Annotated in this window: 11 protein-coding genes; 7 read left to right on the top strand and 4 right to left on the bottom strand. The window is 75.7% G+C overall.

Going from position 1 to position 17,909, the window contains the following annotated elements:
* Positions 1-23: 23 nt before the first annotated feature.
* Both ACGFK0_RS20215 and ACGFK0_RS20210 read left to right on the top strand, forming a co-directional pair.
* Positions 24-2,024 (top strand): HelD family protein, encoded by a 2,001-nt coding sequence (locus ACGFK0_RS20215; protein ID WP_392906737.1) that lies wholly within the window; start codon positions 24-26, stop codon positions 2,022-2,024.
* Between the two features lie 43 nt (positions 2,025-2,067).
* Positions 2,068-2,946 (top strand): DNA-3-methyladenine glycosylase family protein, encoded by an 879-nt coding sequence (locus ACGFK0_RS20210; protein ID WP_392906735.1) that lies wholly within the window; start codon positions 2,068-2,070, stop codon positions 2,944-2,946.
* 9 nt (positions 2,947-2,955) lie between these two features.
* On the opposite strand, the gene ACGFK0_RS20205 is transcribed toward ACGFK0_RS20210, so the two are convergent.
* A complete protein-coding gene (locus ACGFK0_RS20205; protein WP_392906734.1) occupies positions 2,956-3,567 on the bottom strand; it encodes a TetR/AcrR family transcriptional regulator in 612 nt (203 codons plus the stop codon).
* A gap of 273 nt (positions 3,568-3,840) precedes the next feature.
* On the opposite strand from ACGFK0_RS20205, the gene ACGFK0_RS20200 reads away from it, so the two are divergent.
* Together ACGFK0_RS20200 and ACGFK0_RS20195 are read left to right on the top strand one after the other, a co-directional pair.
* Positions 3,841-5,034, top strand: a complete 1,194-nt coding sequence (locus tag ACGFK0_RS20200) for an acyl-CoA dehydrogenase family protein (protein WP_392906733.1) — start codon at positions 3,841-3,843, stop codon at positions 5,032-5,034.
* Positions 5,031-6,152 carry an acyl-CoA dehydrogenase family protein gene (locus ACGFK0_RS20195; protein WP_392906732.1) on the top strand — a complete coding sequence of 374 codons (1,122 nt, stop codon included), beginning with the start codon at positions 5,031-5,033 and terminating at the stop codon, positions 6,150-6,152. The genes ACGFK0_RS20200 and ACGFK0_RS20195 overlap by 4 nt, the downstream gene beginning before the upstream one ends.
* 60 nt (positions 6,153-6,212) lie before the next feature.
* On the opposite strand, the gene ACGFK0_RS20190 is transcribed toward ACGFK0_RS20195, so the two are convergent.
* Together ACGFK0_RS20190 and ACGFK0_RS20185 are read right to left on the bottom strand one after the other, a co-directional pair.
* Positions 6,213-6,857 (bottom strand): adenylate kinase family protein, encoded by a 645-nt coding sequence (locus ACGFK0_RS20190; protein WP_392906731.1) that lies wholly within the window; start codon positions 6,855-6,857, stop codon positions 6,213-6,215.
* 82 nt (positions 6,858-6,939) lie between these two features.
* Entirely contained in the window at positions 6,940-7,494 is a 555-nt protein-coding gene (locus ACGFK0_RS20185) for a universal stress protein (protein WP_392906730.1), read from the bottom strand.
* 149 nt (positions 7,495-7,643) lie between these two features.
* Between ACGFK0_RS20185 and ACGFK0_RS20180 the strand changes: the two genes are divergently transcribed.
* On the top strand, positions 7,644-8,141 hold the full coding sequence (locus tag ACGFK0_RS20180) for an XdhC family protein (protein ID WP_392906729.1): 498 nt from the start codon (positions 7,644-7,646) through the stop codon (positions 8,139-8,141).
* 22 nt (positions 8,142-8,163) lie between these two features.
* Here ACGFK0_RS20180 and ACGFK0_RS20175 read toward each other — a convergent pair whose 3' ends face one another.
* Entirely contained in the window at positions 8,164-11,913 is a 3,750-nt protein-coding gene (locus ACGFK0_RS20175; protein WP_392906727.1) for a helix-turn-helix domain-containing protein, read from the bottom strand.
* A 271-nt stretch (positions 11,914-12,184) separates the two neighbouring features.
* Here ACGFK0_RS20175 and ACGFK0_RS20170 point away from each other — a divergent pair, with 271 nt between their 5' ends.
* Both ACGFK0_RS20170 and ACGFK0_RS20165 read left to right on the top strand, forming a co-directional pair.
* Positions 12,185-16,642 carry a tetratricopeptide repeat protein gene (locus ACGFK0_RS20170; RefSeq protein ID WP_392906726.1) on the top strand — a complete coding sequence of 1,486 codons (4,458 nt, stop codon included), beginning with the start codon at positions 12,185-12,187 and terminating at the stop codon, positions 16,640-16,642.
* A 190-nt stretch (positions 16,643-16,832) separates the two neighbouring features.
* Entirely contained in the window at positions 16,833-17,810 is a 978-nt protein-coding gene (locus ACGFK0_RS20165) for a sigma-70 family RNA polymerase sigma factor (RefSeq protein WP_392906724.1), read from the top strand.
* The last annotated feature ends 99 nt before the right edge of the window (positions 17,811-17,909 follow it).

Genomic DNA, 17,909 nt, shown 5'->3' with positions numbered 1-17,909 from the left:
CTCGCTGCCGGAGGTCTGCCCGCATGCCCGCCGAGTCCACCGTCCTGGCCGCCGAACGCGCCCATCTGGCCGAGTCCCGCGCCGCGCTGCGCCGGATGCGCGAGCATGCGCAGAGCCTGTCCGCCGACGTCGCGGCGGACCGGGTGTCCAGGCAGTTCCTGGAGTCGCTGCTCGACCGGCGCGTCGCGGCGCTCGCCGACCATCCCGGCACGCCGCTGTTCTTCGGGCGCATGGACCGCGCCGGCGAGGGCGAACCCGACCTGCCCGCGATCATGTACGTGGGGCGCCGCCACGTCCACGACGGCGACGAGGGCCGGCCGCTCGTCCTGGACTGGCGCGCGCCCGTGTCGCGGGCGTTCTACCAGGCCGGGCCCGCCGACCCCATGGGGTGGCGGCTGCGGCGCCGGTTCGGGTTCCAGGCCGGTGAGCTGACCGCGTTCGAGGACGAGCCCCTGGACGGCGGCGAGATCGGCCCGTCCCGGATCCTGACCGAGGAGATCGAGCGTCCCCGCACCGGGCCGATGCGCGACATCGTCGCCACGATCCAGCCGGACCAGGACGTGATCGTCCGCGCGGACCTGCCCCGCACCGTGTGCGTGCAGGGCGCGCCCGGCACCGGCAAGACGGCCGTCGGCCTGCACCGCGCCGCCTACCTCCTGTACACGCACCGCGAGCGGCTGTCGCGGTCCGGGGTCCTCATCGTCGGGCCCAACCGGGCGTTCCTCGCCTACATCTCGGCGGTCCTGCCCGCCCTCGGAGAGGTCAAGGCCGAGCAGGCCACGATCGACGACCTGCTCGGCGCGCCCACCGGGGAGGAACCGGCGGCGGTGTCCGCCGCCAAGGGCGAGGCGCGCATGGCCGACGTGCTCCGCAAGGCGCTGTGGCTGCACGTCACCAAGCCCGAGGAGGGCCTCGTCGTCGCCCGGGGCGCCGCCCGCTACCGGCTCGCCGACCACGAGGTCCGGGAGATCGCCGCCGCGCTGCGCGGCACCACCCGCTATGGCAGCGGCCGCGCCGCGTTCGCGCAACGCCTCGCCCACCAGATCCTCGTGCGAATGGAACGCCGCGGGGAGGCGCCCGACGACCGCGTCCAGGACCAGGTGGCGCGGAGCAGGCCGGTCAAGCGGGTCCTCGACGCCGTGTGGCCGAAGGTCACGCCCGAGCAGGTCCTGCACCGGCTGCTGTCGGACGCCGGCTTCCTGCGGAAGGCGGCGAAGGGCGTCCTGGACGAGGACGAGCAGGCCGCGATCAGGTGGGCCGGGCCCGCCAGGTCGCACCGCTCGGCCAGGTGGACCGCCGCCGACCGCGCGCTCCTCGACGAGCTGCACGACCTCATCGAGCGCACCGCCTCACTCGGCCACCTGATCGTGGACGAGGCACAGGACCTGTCCGCGATGCAGCTGCGCGCCCTCGGCCGCCGCTGCGCGACGGGCTCGGCGACCGTCCTCGGCGACCTCGCCCAGGGCACGACCGCCTGGTCCGCGCGGTCCTGGAAAGAGGTTCTCGCCCACCTCGGGCAGGAAGGCGACGTCACCGAGCTGACCCTCGGCTTCCGCGTCCCCGGGACCGTCCTCGACTACGCCGCCCGCCTGCTCCCGCACGTCGCGCCCGGCCTGGACCGGCCGCGCTCGCTGCGTCCCGGAGCGGGCGCCCTGGAGGTGCGGCGCGTCCCCGACCTGGCCGCCGCCGCCGTCGAGGCCGCCCGCGAGGCACTCGCCCGCCCCGGCTCCGCCGGCCTGATCGTGCCCGACGCCGCGGCGGCCGGGTACGCGGCGGCGCTGGACGCGGCCGGGCTGGAGCACACCGTCCTCGGACCGGACTCCGACGGCGACGCCCGCCTGCTCGTCGTCCCGGCGACGCTCGCCAAGGGACTGGAGTACGACCACGTGATCGTCGCGGAGCCCGCCGCGATCGCCGCCGCCGAGACGCGCGGCCTCGCCCGCCTGTACGTCGTGCTGACCCGCGCGGTCACGTCGCTGACGGTCCTGCACCGCGCCGGCCTCCCCGCCGAACTGGCCTCCTGACGCTCACCCGGGCGATGTCACGGCCGGTGGATAGTGTGCGCTCATGTTCACCGAGACCATCGACCTGCCCGCGGCGCCGCCGTTCGACCTCGGCCCGGCGCTCCGCTTCGTCCGCGGTTTCCCGCCGACATCCGGTGAGCAGGCGGTCGAGGACGGGACGCTGACCAAGGCCCTGCGCGCCCGCGGCCGGACGGTCGTCGCCCGGGTCGTCCAGGCCGGAGACGGCGTGCGGGTCACCCTGCACGCCGACGGGCCGCTCGCACCGGACGACGTCGCCGCGGCCGCCGACCGGGTCCGCTTCCACCTGAGCCTGGACGACGACCTCGCCGAGTTCTACCTCCGCGGGCGCGACGACCCCGGTTTCGCGCCCGTCATCGGCCGCCTGCACGGATACCACCACGTCAAGTTCCCCACCCCGGTGGAGAACCTGGCGTGGGCGATCCTGTCGCAGCGCACCCCCATCGCCGCAGCCGCGAACGGCAAGCGGGCCCTGGCCGGGGAGTTCGGCAACACCCTCGTCGTGGACGGAACCGCGCACACGGCGTTCCCCGACGCCGAGCAGCTCGCGAGCCTCCCGGAGACGCGCGTCGCGGAACTGGTCGGCAACCGGCGCAAGGGCGGCCACCTGTACGGCGCGGTGCGCGCGTGGCGTGAGGTCGACGAGGGTTTCCTGCGCGACGGCCCGTTCGGGGAGGTCAAGGCCTTCCTGCTCGGCCTGCCCGGCATCGGCCCCTGGTCGGCCGGCTTCATCCTCATCCGCGGGCTCGGGAGGATGGAGGAGACACCGGTGGAGTGGTCGCTGCGGGACGCGGCGTCCCGCGCCTACGGCAGGGCGGTCACCGACGCGGACCTGCGGAGGCTCGCCGCCCGGTACGGGCGCTGGCAGGGCTACTGGGCGCACTACCTGCGCGTCGCGGCCTGAGCCGGACGCTCACGTCCCGCTCGAATCCGCACCCGTCTGATCCGCATCCCCCTGATCCGGGCGGGGGCGCAGGCCGTCGAAGGCGATCCTGAGGACGTCCTCGCCGGCCCCGGCGCGCCCGGCCGCATAGGACATGCCCGTCAGCAGCGCCATGACCTCGCCCGCGCCCACGTCGGCGCGGACGGCCCCGGCCTCCTGCGCCCGTTCGAGGAGCGTCCCGAGGGCGGCCTTCAGCCCCGGCCCGGCGGTGCCGGTGGCCGCGCGGGCGTCGACGCCGGCCTCGGCCAGCGCCTCGGTCACGGCCCGCTTGGCCGCCGCCTGCGACACCACGCGGGCGAAGAACCCGAAGAACGCGGCGCCGGCGTCGCCGGCGGACCGCAGTTCCCGGGCCTCCGCGGCGAGCCGCTCCAGCAGCGCGACCAGGACGGCCTCCAGCAGCGACTCCTTGGTGGGGAAGTGCCGGAACACCGTGCCGATCCCGACGCCCGCCTCCCGTGCGACCTCCTCGGTGGAGGCGGAGGTCCCCCGGACGGCGAAGACCTCCTCGGCCGCGGCGAGGACCTTGGCGCGGTTGCGCAGGGCGTCGGCGCGCAGCGGCCTCCCGGACGCGGACGATGTCATCGCGGCCTCCCCCCGGTTGCCGGACCCCGAGTTCTCCCATGCGGAGCAGCTACTCCGATTGTAGTCGAGGGGGACATGTCCGGATCCGCCGGCGCCCGAGCCGTCTCCCGGCGGCCGAACGGCGGTCATCCCCGGCTCGGCCGTGAGCTGGGGCGCGACGGCGGTTGACTCGCCTCCCGGAGGTTTCTAGGGTGGACGGACCATACCGACCGGTTGGTATGTCCCAGTGCGGGTGGCCCGGCCGCCACCCGTCGCCGCGCGGAGGTACGCCCTGTGAGCACAGCACCACCCGACGCCGACGAGCTGGAGAGGCGGGTCGGCGGGTTCCTCGCCGCGCACGACCCCTCCGCCACCGAGCCCCTGGAGTTCCTGCGGGCCCGGTTCGACGCCGGACTCGCCTGGGTCCACTACCCCGAGGGGCTCGGCGGGCTCGGTGCCCCGCGCGCCCTGCAGCCCGCCGTCGACCGGCGGTTCGCCAAGGCCGGCGCGCCTTCCAACCACCCCCAACGCAACGGCATCGGCCTCGGGATGGCCGCGCCGACGATCCTCGCGTTCGGCACCGAGGAGCAGAAGCGGCGCTTCCTGCGTCCCCTGTGGACCGGCGAAGAACTGTGGTGCCAGCTGTTCAGCGAGCCCGGCGCGGGCTCCGACCTCGCCGCGCTCGCCACCCGAGCCGTCCGCGACGGCGACGCCTGGACGGTCAACGGCCAGAAGGTCTGGACGTCCATGGCCCACGAGGCGCGCTGGGCGATCCTCGTCACCCGCACCGATCCGGACGTCCCCAAGCACCGCGGCATGACCTACTTCGTCTGCGACATGACCGCGCCGGGCGTCGAGGTCCGGCCGCTGCGGCAGATCACCGGTGAGGCCGAGTTCAACGAGGTCTTCCTCACCGACGTGCGGATCCCCGACGAGCACCGGCTCGGCGAGGTCGGGCAGGGGTGGCGGGTCTCCACCACGACGCTGATGAACGAGCGCGTCGCCATCGGCGGCGCCGCCGCGCCGCGCGAGAGCGGCATGATCGGCGTGGTCGCCGCCCTGTGGCGCGACCGCCCCGAACTGCGCACCCCCGGCCTGCACGACTCGGTCCTGCGCGCCTGGGTGCGGACCGAGGCGGCCCGGCTCACCGGGGAGCGGCTGCGCCAGCAGCTCACCGCCGGGCAGCCCGGCCCGGAGGGCTCGGGCGCCAAGCTGGCGTTCGCCGAACTCAACCAGCAGGTGTCCGGCCTGGAGCTGGAGCTGCTCGGCGAGGACGGCCTGCGCTACGACGACTGGACCATGCGCCGGCCGACCGAGGTCGACTTCACCCGCCGCTCGCCCGGCTACCGCTACCTGCGCGCCAAGGGCAACTCCATCGAGGGCGGCACCTCGGAGATCCTGCGCAACATCATCGCCGAGCGCGTGCTGGGCCTGCCCGGCGAGATCCGGGTCGACAAGGACGTGGCGTGGAAGGACCTCCCCAAGTGAGCGACCTGCTGTACAGCGAGATCGAGAACGACCTGCGCGCGAGCGTCCGCGAAGTCCTCGACGACAAGGCGCCCTGGACGTCCGTCCTCGCCGGGACCGAGAAGGACGAGCCGTACGACGCGGCGCTGTGGCGGGCCGTCGCCGCCCAGCTCGGCTGCGCGGGGCTGCCCGTTCCCGAGGACCTCGGCGGCGCCGGCGCCACCTGGCGCGAGACCGCCGTCGTCATGGAGGAGCTGGGCCGCTTCGCCGCACCCGTCCCGTTCCTGAGCAGCTCCGTGATCGCGACGGCCGCGCTGCTGGCCGCGGGGGAGCGCGACCTGCTGGCGGGGATGGCGTCCGGCGAGCGGATCGCCGTGCTCGCCGTGCCGTTCAGCACCGCCCCCGGTGACGCCGGCGCGACCGTCCGGGTCGAGGACGGTGCGGTGACCGGCACGGTCACCAGCGTCGCCGACGGGACGGCCGCCGACGTGTTCCTGGTCCCGGCCGGCGACGGCCTCTACGCGGTGGACGCCGCCGGCGTCCGCCGCACCGCCGTGACGTCCCTGGACATGACGCGCCGCCTCGCCGACATCGCCCTCTCCGGTGCGCCCGCGCGCCGCGTCGCCGAGGGGACGGGCGCCGTCCGCGCCGCCCTGCTGACCGGTGCCGCGATGCTGGCGTCCGAGCAGCTCGGGCTCGCCGAGCGGTGCCTGGACGACACCGTCGCCTACGTGAAGACGCGCTACCAGTTCGGCCGGCCGGTCGGCTCCTACCAGGGCCTCAAGCACCGCCTCGCCGACCTGTGGACGTCGGTCACCCAGGCCCGCGCGGTCGCCCGCCACGCGGCATCGTGCGTCGCCTCCAGCGCCTTCGCCGGGGCGGCCGGGGGGCCGTCACCCCGGACGGAGGCGGGTGACGGCGACACGGCGATCGCCGTCGCGGTCGCTCAGGCGCACTGCTCGGCCGTCGCGCTCAAGGCCGCCGAGGAGTGCGTGCAGATGCACGGTGGCATCGGCTTCACCTGGGAGCACCCGGCGCACCTGTACCTGAAGCGGGCCAAGGCCGACTCCATCGCCCTCGGCACGCCCGGCCACCACCGGGCCGCCCTGGCCGCCCTGGTCGACCTGCCCCCGGCCTGAGGCCCGGAGGACCGGCGGCTCCGCGCGTCCGCGCGCGGGGCCGCCCGGCGCGGCCGCCGGTCACCGCGGCATCGGCAGCCGGAGCCTGTCGCGGAGCGTCCGCTGCACCTCGTCGATCCCGGGCCGCGCGTCCACGGTGACCACGTACTCCTTGCGGCCGAACAGGTCCAGGATCGGGTCGGTCTTGTCGTGGTACAGCCGCAGCCGCTCGGCGAGGGCCTCCTCCGTGTCGTCCTCGCGCGCGACCAGCTCGCCGCCGCACACGTCGCAGCGCCCGTCCTCGGTGGGACGGTCCGCGATCAGGTTGTAGTCCATCCCGCACCCGGCGCAGAGCCGGCGGGCCAGGACACGGCGGCGGACCTCCTCGTCCGGCAGGTCGAGATGGATCACGCCGTCGATGTCGTAGCTCTCCAGGAAGAACTCGGTCTGCCTCCGGCTGCGCGGGAACCCGTCGATGACGAACCCGTAGTTCCAGTCGTGCTGGTCGAGCCGCTGACGGACGACGCCCTCCACCAGGTCGTCGCCGACCAGCTCACCGGCCCCCATGATGCGCCGCACCTGCGCGCCGAGCTTGGTGTGGCTCTTGACATGCCACCGGAAGATGTCGCCGACGCTGATGTGCACGATGTCCAGATCGCGCGCGAGCAGCGCCGACTGCGTTCCCTTGCCGCTGCCGATCGCGCCGATGATGACGTACTTGCGCATACCGGAAGCCTATGCGGGCGATGCGGCGCCGATGGCGAGGTGCCGGTGGCGAGATTCTGGCGGGGAGATTCTGGTGGGGAGATCACAGCGGGAGACGCAGGCGGCGGCCCAGCCGACGGAACCGGGATCCCGGCACGTGACCGGGGGACTCGTCGTACGCGGCCAGGCGCTCCAGCAGCGTGTCGAACGCGGGCGCGCTGACGCACACCAGCGTCGCGCGGGCGCGGCGGGCGCAGTGCAGCCGGACCGACGGCCGCAGCAGCCGCGAGAACGGGCCCCGCGTCCCGTGCCCGACGACGAGGATGTCGTCGTCGCCCGCGAGCCGCACCAGTGCCGCGCCCGGCTCGCCGACCAGCGCCAGGGCCGACATCTCCACACCGTCCGGGGGGCCGTCGCTCACGTCCGAGAGGACCCGGGCGATCAGCTCCGCGCCCGAGCCGCGCAGCGCCTCGGTGATGCCGCAGCCGAGCTGCCCGGCCGCCGACACGTGCGGCGGAAGCGGCGCGGCGTGCGCCACCAGCAGCGGCAGCCTCCGCAGCCGCGCCTCCCCGATCGCCCACGACAGGGCGCACCGGGCGCCCGCGGAGTCGTCGACCCCCACCACGACGCGGGGGCCGCCCTCCGGTCTCGCGATCACGGTCCCTCCCGAGGCCCGCCTGTTGGTGTGCAGTCTAGGGTGCAGGCATACCCGTTCCGAAGGAAGGGGTTCCCGTTTGGGAAACTCCGGTTTCCGTAAAGGGCGCGGCCCGCTGGACCGGCCGCCGCTGCGCGGGGCAGACTTCGGGTATGGGCACACCGCACGAGAACGACCCCTCCTGCGCCGTCGCGCACGGCGACGTCCCCGCACCGGCGGCGGAGCGGACGCTGGTCGCGGTGTTCGCCGGCCCCGTCGCGGAGCATCTGCTGCGCTACGGCGCCGACCTCGGCTACCGCACGTTCCTCGTCGACCCCGACAAGGACCGGGACGGGACCGCGGACCTGCCGCACCTGGACGCGACCGCGGACGTCGTCGTCACCGACCACCACCGGCCCGAGCTGGGGCCCGTCCTGCGGGACGTGCTGACCCAGCCCGTCCGCTGGGTGGGCGTGATGGGCAACCCCCGGCATCCGGCCCCGCACATCCCGGCCCTCACCGAACTGGGCGTCCCCGCCGAGGACATCGCCCGGGTGCACCGCCCGATCGGCCTCAACATCGGCTCCCGCTCCCCGGCGGAGATCGCCATCGCGGCCCTCGCCGGCCTCATCGCCGACCGCAACGGCCGTCCCGGCGGCTTCGAGTTCTAGCGCGGACCGCCATGATCCGGCCTCACCGGCAGGGTGGATCGAAGGGCGTGGACGGCAGATGGCGCCGCCACTCGGCCTCGGTGACCGGGGTCCCGCCCGTGCCGCAGATCTGCGCGGTGATCTCGTCCGGGTCCATGGTCCACAGTTTCACCTCGCGGCCCACGCCGGCGGTGACGAGAAGCGGCCGGGCCGGGACGGCGGCGTCGATGTAGAGGGACTCGCCGGAAGCCGCGAGGGTCGCCAGCGTGCGCGGATCGGACGGGTCGGAGGTGTCCCACAGCCAGGCGGTGCCGTCGCCGGCGGCCGCCGCGAGGATGCCGTCCGGGCCGTAGGCCAGCGAGTAGACGTAGTTGGCCGGGCCGCGCAGGCGCCGGGGGAGCGGACGCGGGCGGGCCCGGTCTGCGACGTCCCACAGGATCACCGTGTTGTCGGCGCCCGCCGTCGCGAGCGTCCGGCCGCCCGGGTCGAACACCACCGCGAACACGTAGCCCTCGTGGCCGGTCAGCGGCGGGCCCAGCCGGACAGGGCGCCGGGCGTCGGCGACGTCCCAGAGGAAGACCCTCCCGCCCGCCGTGCCGTAGGCCAGTGTGCGGCCGTCCGGGCTGAACGCGGCCTGGTAGGCGTAGTTGGCCGCGCCGGCGAGCTCGGCGGTGCGCACCGGCTCGCGCGGGTCGCCGACGTCCCACAGGTACACCTTCCCGTCGTTGCTCGCGACGGCGAGCAGACGGCCGTCCGGGCTGAACGTGAGCCCCTGGACGAGGTCGTCCGGCCCGGTGAGCGCGGCCGGGATCGCGGTGGGACGGGCCGGGGAGCGCACGTCCCAGAGCCGTGTCGCGCCGCCGCGCGTGCCGATCGCGAGCGTCGCGGCGTCGGGGCTCAGCGCGGCGGCGCCGGACGCGGTGCCGGACCCGGCCGCCCGCTCGATCACCGGCCCGAGCGGGGCCGGATGGCGCGGGTCGGCCACCGACCACAGCCGGGCCGTGCCGCCGGCCCCCGCCAGGGCGAGGACGCGCCCGTCGCGGCTCAGCGCGGCGGTGTAGACGCCGCCGTCCGGTCCCTCGATGACGGGCCCGGGAACGTCCCAGATCCGGGCCGTGCCGTCGGACGCGGCGGTGGCGAGCAGCCCCGGCCCCAGGTACGTCACGGCTGTCACCGGCCCCGGATGCGGCAGGGACGCGGTGACCGTCCGCGAGCCGGCGTCCCAGACCCGCACCCGGCCGTCGGAGCTCGCCGCCGCCACGGAGCGGCCGTCCGGCGCGAAGGCCACCCCGTTGACCCATTGATCCGGTCCCGTCAGCGGCCGGCCGGACGGGACGGCCGACGAGCCGTCCATCCGCCAGAGCCGGACCGTCCCGTCGGCGCCGCCCGCCGCGAGCATCCCGCCGCCGGGCCCGAACGCGAGCCCGTACACGGTCCTGTCGCCCGCCGGGAGCGGCCGGCCGGCGGGTGCGCGGCGGTCCATGTCGATGAGCTGGATCCTCCCGTCGGCGAAACCGGCGGCGAGGGTCCCGCCGTCCGGGCTGAACGCCACGCTGTGGGCGCCCGCGGGACGCTCGGCCAGCACGCGGCCGCCGCCCGGCTGCGGGGCGGCGAGGTCCCAGGCGCGGACGGTGCCGTCCGCGCTCGCCGCGACGAGGGTCCGGCCGTCCGGGCCGAACGCCACCGCGTACACGGTGTCGCGCGGCCCGGTGAGCCGCCGCGCGGCGCCGCCGAGCGGCCGCACCAGGACCGTGCCACCGCCGCCCCCGCTGGCCAGCGTCCCGCCGTCCGGGCTGAACGCGACGCCGTAGATCGTGTCGGGGTGCCCGGTCAGCGGTGCACCGATCGGCGCGGGGCGCCCCCGGTCCGCGATGTTCCAGAGCCGGACCGCCCGGTCGGCGCCCGCGGCCGCGAGGGTGCGGCCGTCCGCGGTGACGGCCACCGCCTGCAGGATCCCGCGGGCGCCCGCGATCCGGGTCGCCGCCGGGCCGGCGTAGGCCTCCAGCAGGCTGGACCGCGCCTCCGGCGTGCGCGCCACCCGGTACGCGGCGAGCGCGGTCCGGCCGGCGAGCGCCACGTCCTTGCCGCGCAGCTTGGCCGACTCGATCGCGACCTGCCGGGACACCGCGATGTCGCGCTGCAGGTCCGCCGCATGCCGCTGCAGGTCGGCGGAGTGGCGCTGGCGCAGCGTGACGGCCGTGAGCCCGAGGGCGAGCAAGGACACCGCCGACAGCACCGCGATCAGCCGGCGGCCGCGCCTGACCAGCCGCCGCGCGGCGCGCGCCTCCGCGTCCCGCTGCTCCGCCGACGCGGCAAGGAAGCGGCGTTCCGGCTCGTTCAGGCCGCCGCCGCGCCGCGGATCCGCGGCCAGCTCCTCGCCCTCGGCGAGCCACACTCCGCGCATGAGGGTGCCGGGATCGCGTCCGGACTCCTCCCACGCCTGCGCCCCCGCCGTGACCCGCCGGTGGGTGCGCAGCCCGGCCCGGTCGGCGTCCAGCCACGCGCGCAGCCGCGGCCAGGCGAACAGCAGCGCCTCGTGCGCGATCTCGACGCCGTCGGCGCGGGCGGTGACGAGCCGCTGCCGGACGAACCGGTCGAGGACGTCGCGCACCCCGTCGCCGAGCTCCCGCTCCGCGACGCGGCGGCGCGTCACCCCCGTGTCGTCGGCGATGTGGACCAGCCGCAGGAACAGCCTGCGGGCGACGCCGCGCTCCGCCTCGTCCAGGCCGCTGTAGACCTCCTCGGCGGTGGCGGCGACGGCGCCCTCGATCCCGCCGCTGCCGCGGTAGTCGGCGATCGTCAGCATCCCCTGCCGGCGCCGCTCCCACGTCGACAGCAGCGCGTGCGACAGCAGCGGCAGCGTGCCCGTCTCGTGGGCGGCGCCGGCCCGCGCGTCCGGCGCCGGGCTCACCTCGCGCAGCAGCAGGTCCGCCAGACCGGGTTCGAGTTCCAGCCCGGCCCGCTGCGCCGGCGCCACGATCGCGCGGCGCAGCTCGTCCTCGTTCATGGGAGTGACGACCACCTGGCCCGCCTGAAGGACCCTGGCCAGGCCCGGATGCCGCAGCGCCCGGCCGTAGAAGTCGGCCCGCAGCGCCAGCACCACCACGGCCGGCAGGTCCAGCAGGGCGGTGACCAGCTCCTGAGCGTCCGCCTCGGAGCGGTCGGCGAAGACGTCCTCGAACTGGTCGACGATCACGACCGCGTCCCCGTCCGCGGCCCCGCGCAGCCCGGCCAGGTCGTCCGCGTCGAGCTCACCGGCCGTGCGGAGCGCGACCTCCGTCCCCTCGGGCAGTGCGGGGATCATCCCGGCGCGGATCAGCGACGACTTTCCGGCGCCGGACGGCCCGACGACCACGAGCGCGCCCCTGCCCTCCAGCGCCCGCACGCGCTCGACCAGGACCGACGTCAGCGCCTCGCGGCCGAAGTACCAGCCGGCGTCCTCGGTCTCGAAACGTGCCAGCCCCCGGTACGGGACGACCGCCGGGCGCCGCCCCGGGCTCCGCCGGACCCTCCGCAGGGCCTCCAACCACGCCCCGACCGTCCCGGCGTCGGCGACCCCGCACGCCCGCAGCAGCGCCGGGAGCCGCGCGGGCTTCAGCGGCGGCAGGTGGCGCCCGGCGAAGTAGTCGCCCGCGCTCGCCTGCGGTATCCCCGCCTCCCGCGCAACGTCCCGGACCGTCAGGCCCGCACGCTCGCGCAGCAGCGTCAGCTCCCGCGCGAAGTCCTGCCGCGTGACGATGCCCCGGGGGTCCGGCGCCTCCGCTCCGCTCCTGGACGAACTGCGCACCACCATCTGAAACCCCCACGCGAGCCGGATGCCGTCCGACAACCCGATTGACACACGGGACCGCGGCGCTGTTTAGGTCACATGACATAGGTTCTGCCGCTCGCATCGGTTTCCGGGTTTTCCCGGGGGCCGGTCACCATTCGTGGCGAGGCGCTCCCGCTGCGGAAACACCGCGGCGTACGGCCTTGTACGGGCATTGGACGGACCGTTGTGCCCGCCCCGCCCGGGGGTTCTTCTGGAAAGGACCCCGATCTTGACAGGGGAGGCGGTACCGACCATGACGCGAGACGACGCAGGCGACGGTGAGATCCCCCGCGACGGTGCGCAGGTCCTCGCGCGACGGCGGCCCGCCCGGCCGGACCGGGCGGCGGCGCACTTCCACGACCCCGTCCATGCCGACGGCGACATCGTCGGCGGGGACAAGGTCGTCCACCACCACCCGCCCCGGTTCCTGCCGCCCATCCGGCAGCTCCCCGCGGCTCCCGGCGACTTCGTCGGACGCGACGAGGAACTCGCGGCCATGGACGGCGCCCGCGCCTCCGCCGGGGAGAGCAACTCGGCGGCCGTCCTGCAGATCCACGGCATGGCCGGCGTCGGCAAGACCTCGCTGGTCCTGCACTGGGCCCACCAGAACACCGGCTACTTCGGCGACCAGTTCTTCCTCGACCTGCACGGCCTGTCCCCGAACGCGGCGTCGCCCGCCACGGCCCTGTTCCGGCTCCTCAGCGACCTCGGCCTCGCGGCCTCCGACATCCCGGCGGACGAGGCGCGCCGCGCCGCGCTGTTCCGCTCCCTCGTCGCCGACCGCCGCATCCTGCTCGTCCTCGACAACGCGGCGGACGCCCGGCAGATCGTCCCGCTGGTCCCGGGAGGCCGCGGCTGCCTGGTCGTGGTGACCGGCCGCACCCGCCTGGAGGAGCTCGGCACGCGGTTCGGCGGGACCTCCATCCCCGTCGCGCCGCTCACCACCGCCGACTCCTGGAGGCTCGCCGCACGGCTGCTCGGCGGGGAACGCAGCGAACGGGAGCCGCAGGCGGTCACCGCCCTCGCCGAGTCGTGCGCCCGGCTGCCGCTGGCCATCCGGATCGCGACGACCGGGCCGGCGGCCGGGCCCTTCGACTCCGTGACGTCCCTGGTGGAGGAGCTGACCGGCGGAGGCCGGCTCGACGTCCTCGCCCTCGACGGTGACGCGGGCCTTGCGATCCGCCCCGCCTTCGACCTGTCCTACGACAACCTGACCGCACGCGAGCAGGGCGTCTTCCGCATGCTCGGCCTGCTGCACGGCTACGACTTCGGCGCCGAGAGCCTCGCCGCGCTGCTCGCCGTCCCCGTCGCGGAGGCGCGCCGGCTGCTGCGCGGCCTCGTCCGCAAGCACCTCGTCGAACCCGGGACGACGGGGCGGTTCCGCCTCCACGAGCTGCTGAGCGAGTACGCCGCCGAACGCCTCGCCCGCGAGGACGGCGCGGCGGCCGACGCGGCCGCCCGGCGGCTGCTGGCCTGGTACCTGACCCGGGTCCGCGAGGCCGCGGCCGCGATCGCGCCCGAGGCCGTCGGCCCGGCGTCCGGCGCCGCGGCGGTCTCTCCGCGCATGGCCGAGTCGTCCCTCGCCTGGTTCGAGATGGAGCGGGCCGCGGTGGTCGCGATGGCCCGCCAGGCGGCCGGACGGGGCGAGCCGGCGCCTGCCTGGCAGTTCGCCGACGCCCTTTTCCAGCTCCTGAGGCGCGACAAGCACGGCGCCGACAACCTGGAGGTCCACAGGCTCGGCCTGGCGGCGGCGCGCGCCGCCGGCGACCGCCACAGCGAGGCCCGGATGCTCGACCAGCTGGCCGTCGTGCACTGCGACCGCGGAAACCACGCCGAAGCCGCCGAGGACGCGAAGGCCGCATACGAGATCTTCACCGAGCTCGGCGACCACCGTCTCGCCGGCTGGGCGCTGGGCACCCGCTCGCGCGTCGAACGCCAGTGCTGCCGCTACCGGGAGGCCCTGGAGTACGGTGAGCACGCGCTGTGGATCCTGACCCTGGAGGGCGACCGGCACGGAGTCGGCCAGGGACTCGAGCAGATCGCGCAGGTGCACTGGAGGCTCGCGCATTACCGCACCGCCCTGCGCCACGCCCGCGAGTCACTGCGCGTCCAGCGCGAACTGCGCTGCGGCGCCGGCGAGGCCGACGCGCTGGAGCTGATCTCCAGGATCCTGCGCCGGCTCGGCCGCACCGACCGCGCCCTGCACTACGCGCAGCGGGCCCTCGCCGTCCGCGAGCGCCTCGGGGACCGGCGCGGCCAGGGCGAGGTCCTCGACGGCATGTCCCGCACCCTGCGCCGCAGCGGGCGGCTGCGGGAGGCGCTGAGCCGCGCGCAGGACTCGGTGCGCATCCGCGAGGACATCGGCGACCTCGCCGGACTGGCGAGGAGCCTGATCAGCCGGGCGCGGGTGCTGCAGACGTTCGGCGACCGGCCGGGGGCGATGGACGGAGCCCGCCGCGCACTGCGGATCAGCCGGGACCTCGGCGACCTGTACGGGGAGGCGGAGTCGCTGTCCACCATCGCCGCGTTCCGCCACGACGCGGGACGGTACGAGGAGGCCATCCGGCACGCGCAGCACGCCCTCGCCATCCGGAGGCGGATCGGGGACGAGCACGGCGTGGCCTCGGTGCTCAACCTCATCGCCACGGTGGAACGGCGGCTCGGGCGGCACGCCGCCGCCCGCCGGGACGCCGAGAGCGCCATGGCCCTCCAGCGCGCGTTGAAGGACGGCCACGGGCTCGGCAGGACGCTGAACAACCTCGCCGAGATCGAACGCAGCGCCGGCCGGTACGGCGACGCCCTCGCCCACGCCCGCGCCGCGCTCGCCATCGGCGCCCGGGCCGGCGCCGGCGGCGGCGAGCGGATCGGCCACGGGGAGAGCCTCGCCACCATCGCCCGGATCCAGTGCAGGATGGGCGACCACAAGGCGGCGCTGAAACACGCGGGCGAGGCGCTGCGGCTCCAACGGGAGACCGGCGACCGGCCGGGCCAGGGCGTGACGCTGGACGTCTTCGCCCGCGTCGGCATCCGCACCGGCCGCTACCGCGAGGCCGCCGAGCACGCCGCCGAGTCCCTGCGGATCCGGCGGGAGATCGGCGACCGCCGCGGCATCGCCGAGAGCCTCGCCAAGATCGCGCTCGTCCGGTGGCACCAGAGCCGCTACGACGAGGCGCGCGCCCGCGCCGAGGAGGCCCTCGCCGCCCAGCGGGAGATCGGCGACCTCGCCGGCGCCGGCCACGCCCTCTACGTCCTCGCCCGCACCCACTCGCGCACCGGCCGCTACGCCGAGGCCCGCGCATGCGCCCAGGAGTCGCTGGAGATCTGCCGGCGGACCGGCGACCGGCCCGGCGAGACCGACGACCTGCTCACCCTCGCGCACATCGACCGCAGGCAGACCGAGTACGCCCGGGCGCTGCGCACGGCCCGCAGGGTGCTGGAGGCCAAGCGGGACATGGACGACCGGACCGGCGAGGCGGAGGCCCTCACGCTCATCGGCCGGCTCCAAGGGGAGCTGGGCGACCACGACGGCGCCCTCCGGCACCTCGCCGAGGCGCACACCATCCAGCGCGAGACGGGCGACCGCTACGGCGAGGCGGAGACCCTGGAGGCCATCGGGCGCGTCCGCTGCCGGCGGGCCGAGTACCCCGCCGCACAGCGGGCCCTCAAGCACGCGCTGCGCATCGAGCGGGCCATCGGCGACCTCGCCGCGGAGGGCCGGACCCGCACCATGCTCGCCGACGTCTGCCGCCGCCGGAGCGCGCTACGGGCCGCCGTCAAGCACGCCCGCAAGGCCATCGCGATCCTGCGGGAGATCGGGGACCTCGACGCCGAGGGCGAGGCCCACGACGGCCTCGCGCTGATCTACCACTCTCTCGCCCGGTACCGAAAAGGACTGCGGCACGCCGGGATCGCGCTGCGCATCCGTACCGGGACCGGCGACCGGCGGGGCCAGGCCGAGAGCCTCGACGCCCTGTCCCGCAACCACCGCAGGCTGGGCCGCAACGAGCTCGCCGTCGGGCTCGCCGAGCAGGCGCTGGCGCTGCACCGCGAGATCGGCGACCGGCGCGGCGAGGCCGACAGCCTCGACACCCTCGCCCACGCCCGCTGGCGCCTCGGGGACGAGGACGCCGCCCTCGCCGCCGGCCTGGCGGCACTGCGGATCCGCCGGGAGACCGCCGACCCGTACGGGGAGGGCGAGATCCTCGACCTGCTCGCCCGCATCCACCGCAACGCCGGGCGCTTCCCGGAGGCCCTCGGGCTCGTCACCCGGGCGCTGGCGCTCCGTCGCGAGATCGGCGACCGGCACGGGGAGGGCGAGAGCCTGAACACGAAGGCCCGCCTCATGCGGCGGCGCGGCGACCTCGGCAGGGCGCTGGACTACGGCCGGCAGGCCCTGGTCATCCGCTACGAGATCGGCGACCGCCGCGGGACGGCCGACACCCTCGACCACATCGCCCGCGCGCACGCCGACGCCGGGGACCACCGGGAGGCGCGCCGGCACGCGGTCACCGCCCTGGAGATCCAGACCGACATCGGCGACCGGTGGGGGCGCGGCCTGAGCCTGCTGCTCCTCGGGAGGACCGCCCTCGCCCTCTCCCGGCCGGGGGAGGCGCGGGAGTACCTGGCGCAGGCGGCCGTCGTCTGCCGGAAGACCGGGAACCGGGACGGCGCGCAGGAGGCCCGCCGCCACCTCGGCTCCCTCCTGGCCTGACGGCGAAGATGCAGGTGAGCACCCCCGAGGGGGCCCGGCTCCCGGCCCGTCCGGCCACCCCGCCGCCGGGCGGGGGCGTAGGATGTGGGGGTTGCGCATTCTGTCGGTGGGCTCGCCTACGGTCGGGGACGACGGGGCCCGTCGGCGGCGCCCGTCCCAGTGACGACGCCGGACGAAGGTGACGACCGCCATGGGGAACAGCACCATAGAAACAGACCGGGACTTCCAGGAACTCGCCGATCCGTACCGGCGGGAGCTGCTGGCGCACTGCTACCGGATGCTCGGCTCCATCCACGACGCCGAAGACCTCGTGCAGGAGACCTACCTGCGGGCATGGCGCTCCTACGGCAACTTCGAGGGGCGCTCGTCGCTGCGGACGTGGCTGTACCGGATCGCCACGAACGTGTGCCTCACGGCGATCGACCAGCGCGGCAACCGGCCGATGCCGTCCGGGCTGGGCGCGCCGAGCGACGAGCCGGAGCGGCCCGTCGTGGCCTCGCCCGAGGTGCCCTGGCTGGAGCCCGCACCGGACACCGTGCTCGGCGCGGACGCCGCCGACCCCGCCACGATCGTCGCCGCCCGGGAGAGCACCCGGCTGGCGTTCGTCGCGGCGCTGCAGCACCTGCCCGCCAAGCAGCGGGTCGTGCTGATCCTGCGGGACGTCCTGAAGTGGCGTGCCGCGGAGGTCGCCGAGCTGCTGGACACCTCGACCGCCGCGGTCAACAGCGCGCTGCAGCGGGCGCGGGCGCAGCTGGACGAGCACGCCCCGGCGCGGGACGAGCTGGTCGAGCCGACCGACCCGGCCCAGCGCGACCTCCTCGAACGCTACGCGAAGGCGTTCGAGGACGCCGACATCACCGGGCTGATCGAGCTGTTCAAGAAGGACGTCATCTGGGAGATGCCGCCGCACCTCCAGTGGTTCGTCGGCGCCGACATCGTCGTGCGGCTCATCCGCACCCAGTGCGCCCCCGCCCCGGGCGACATCCGGATGGTGCCGGCCTCCGCGAACGCGCAACCCGCGTTCGGCCTCTACATGCGCGGCGAGGACGGCGTCCACCGCGCCTACCAGCTCCAGGTCCTGAGCGTCACCGAGGACGGCGTCGCGCACGTCTCGGCGTTCTTCGACACGAGCCTGTTCCCGCTGTTCGGGCTCGCCGAGCACCTCTGATCAGCCCCCTGATCTTCCACTCTGCGGAAACCCGGATGTGCCGCGGGCGCCGTGTGCTGCCATGGTGGTCGGCGGCGGCGCGGGTGCCGTCCGCCGAGT

Origin of the sequence: Spirillospora sp. NPDC048823 (assembly GCF_043198445.1) — a bacterium.
GTDB lineage: Bacteria > Actinomycetota > Actinomycetes > Streptosporangiales > Streptosporangiaceae > Spirillospora.
This window is presented reverse-complemented; position numbering and strand designations above follow the sequence as displayed.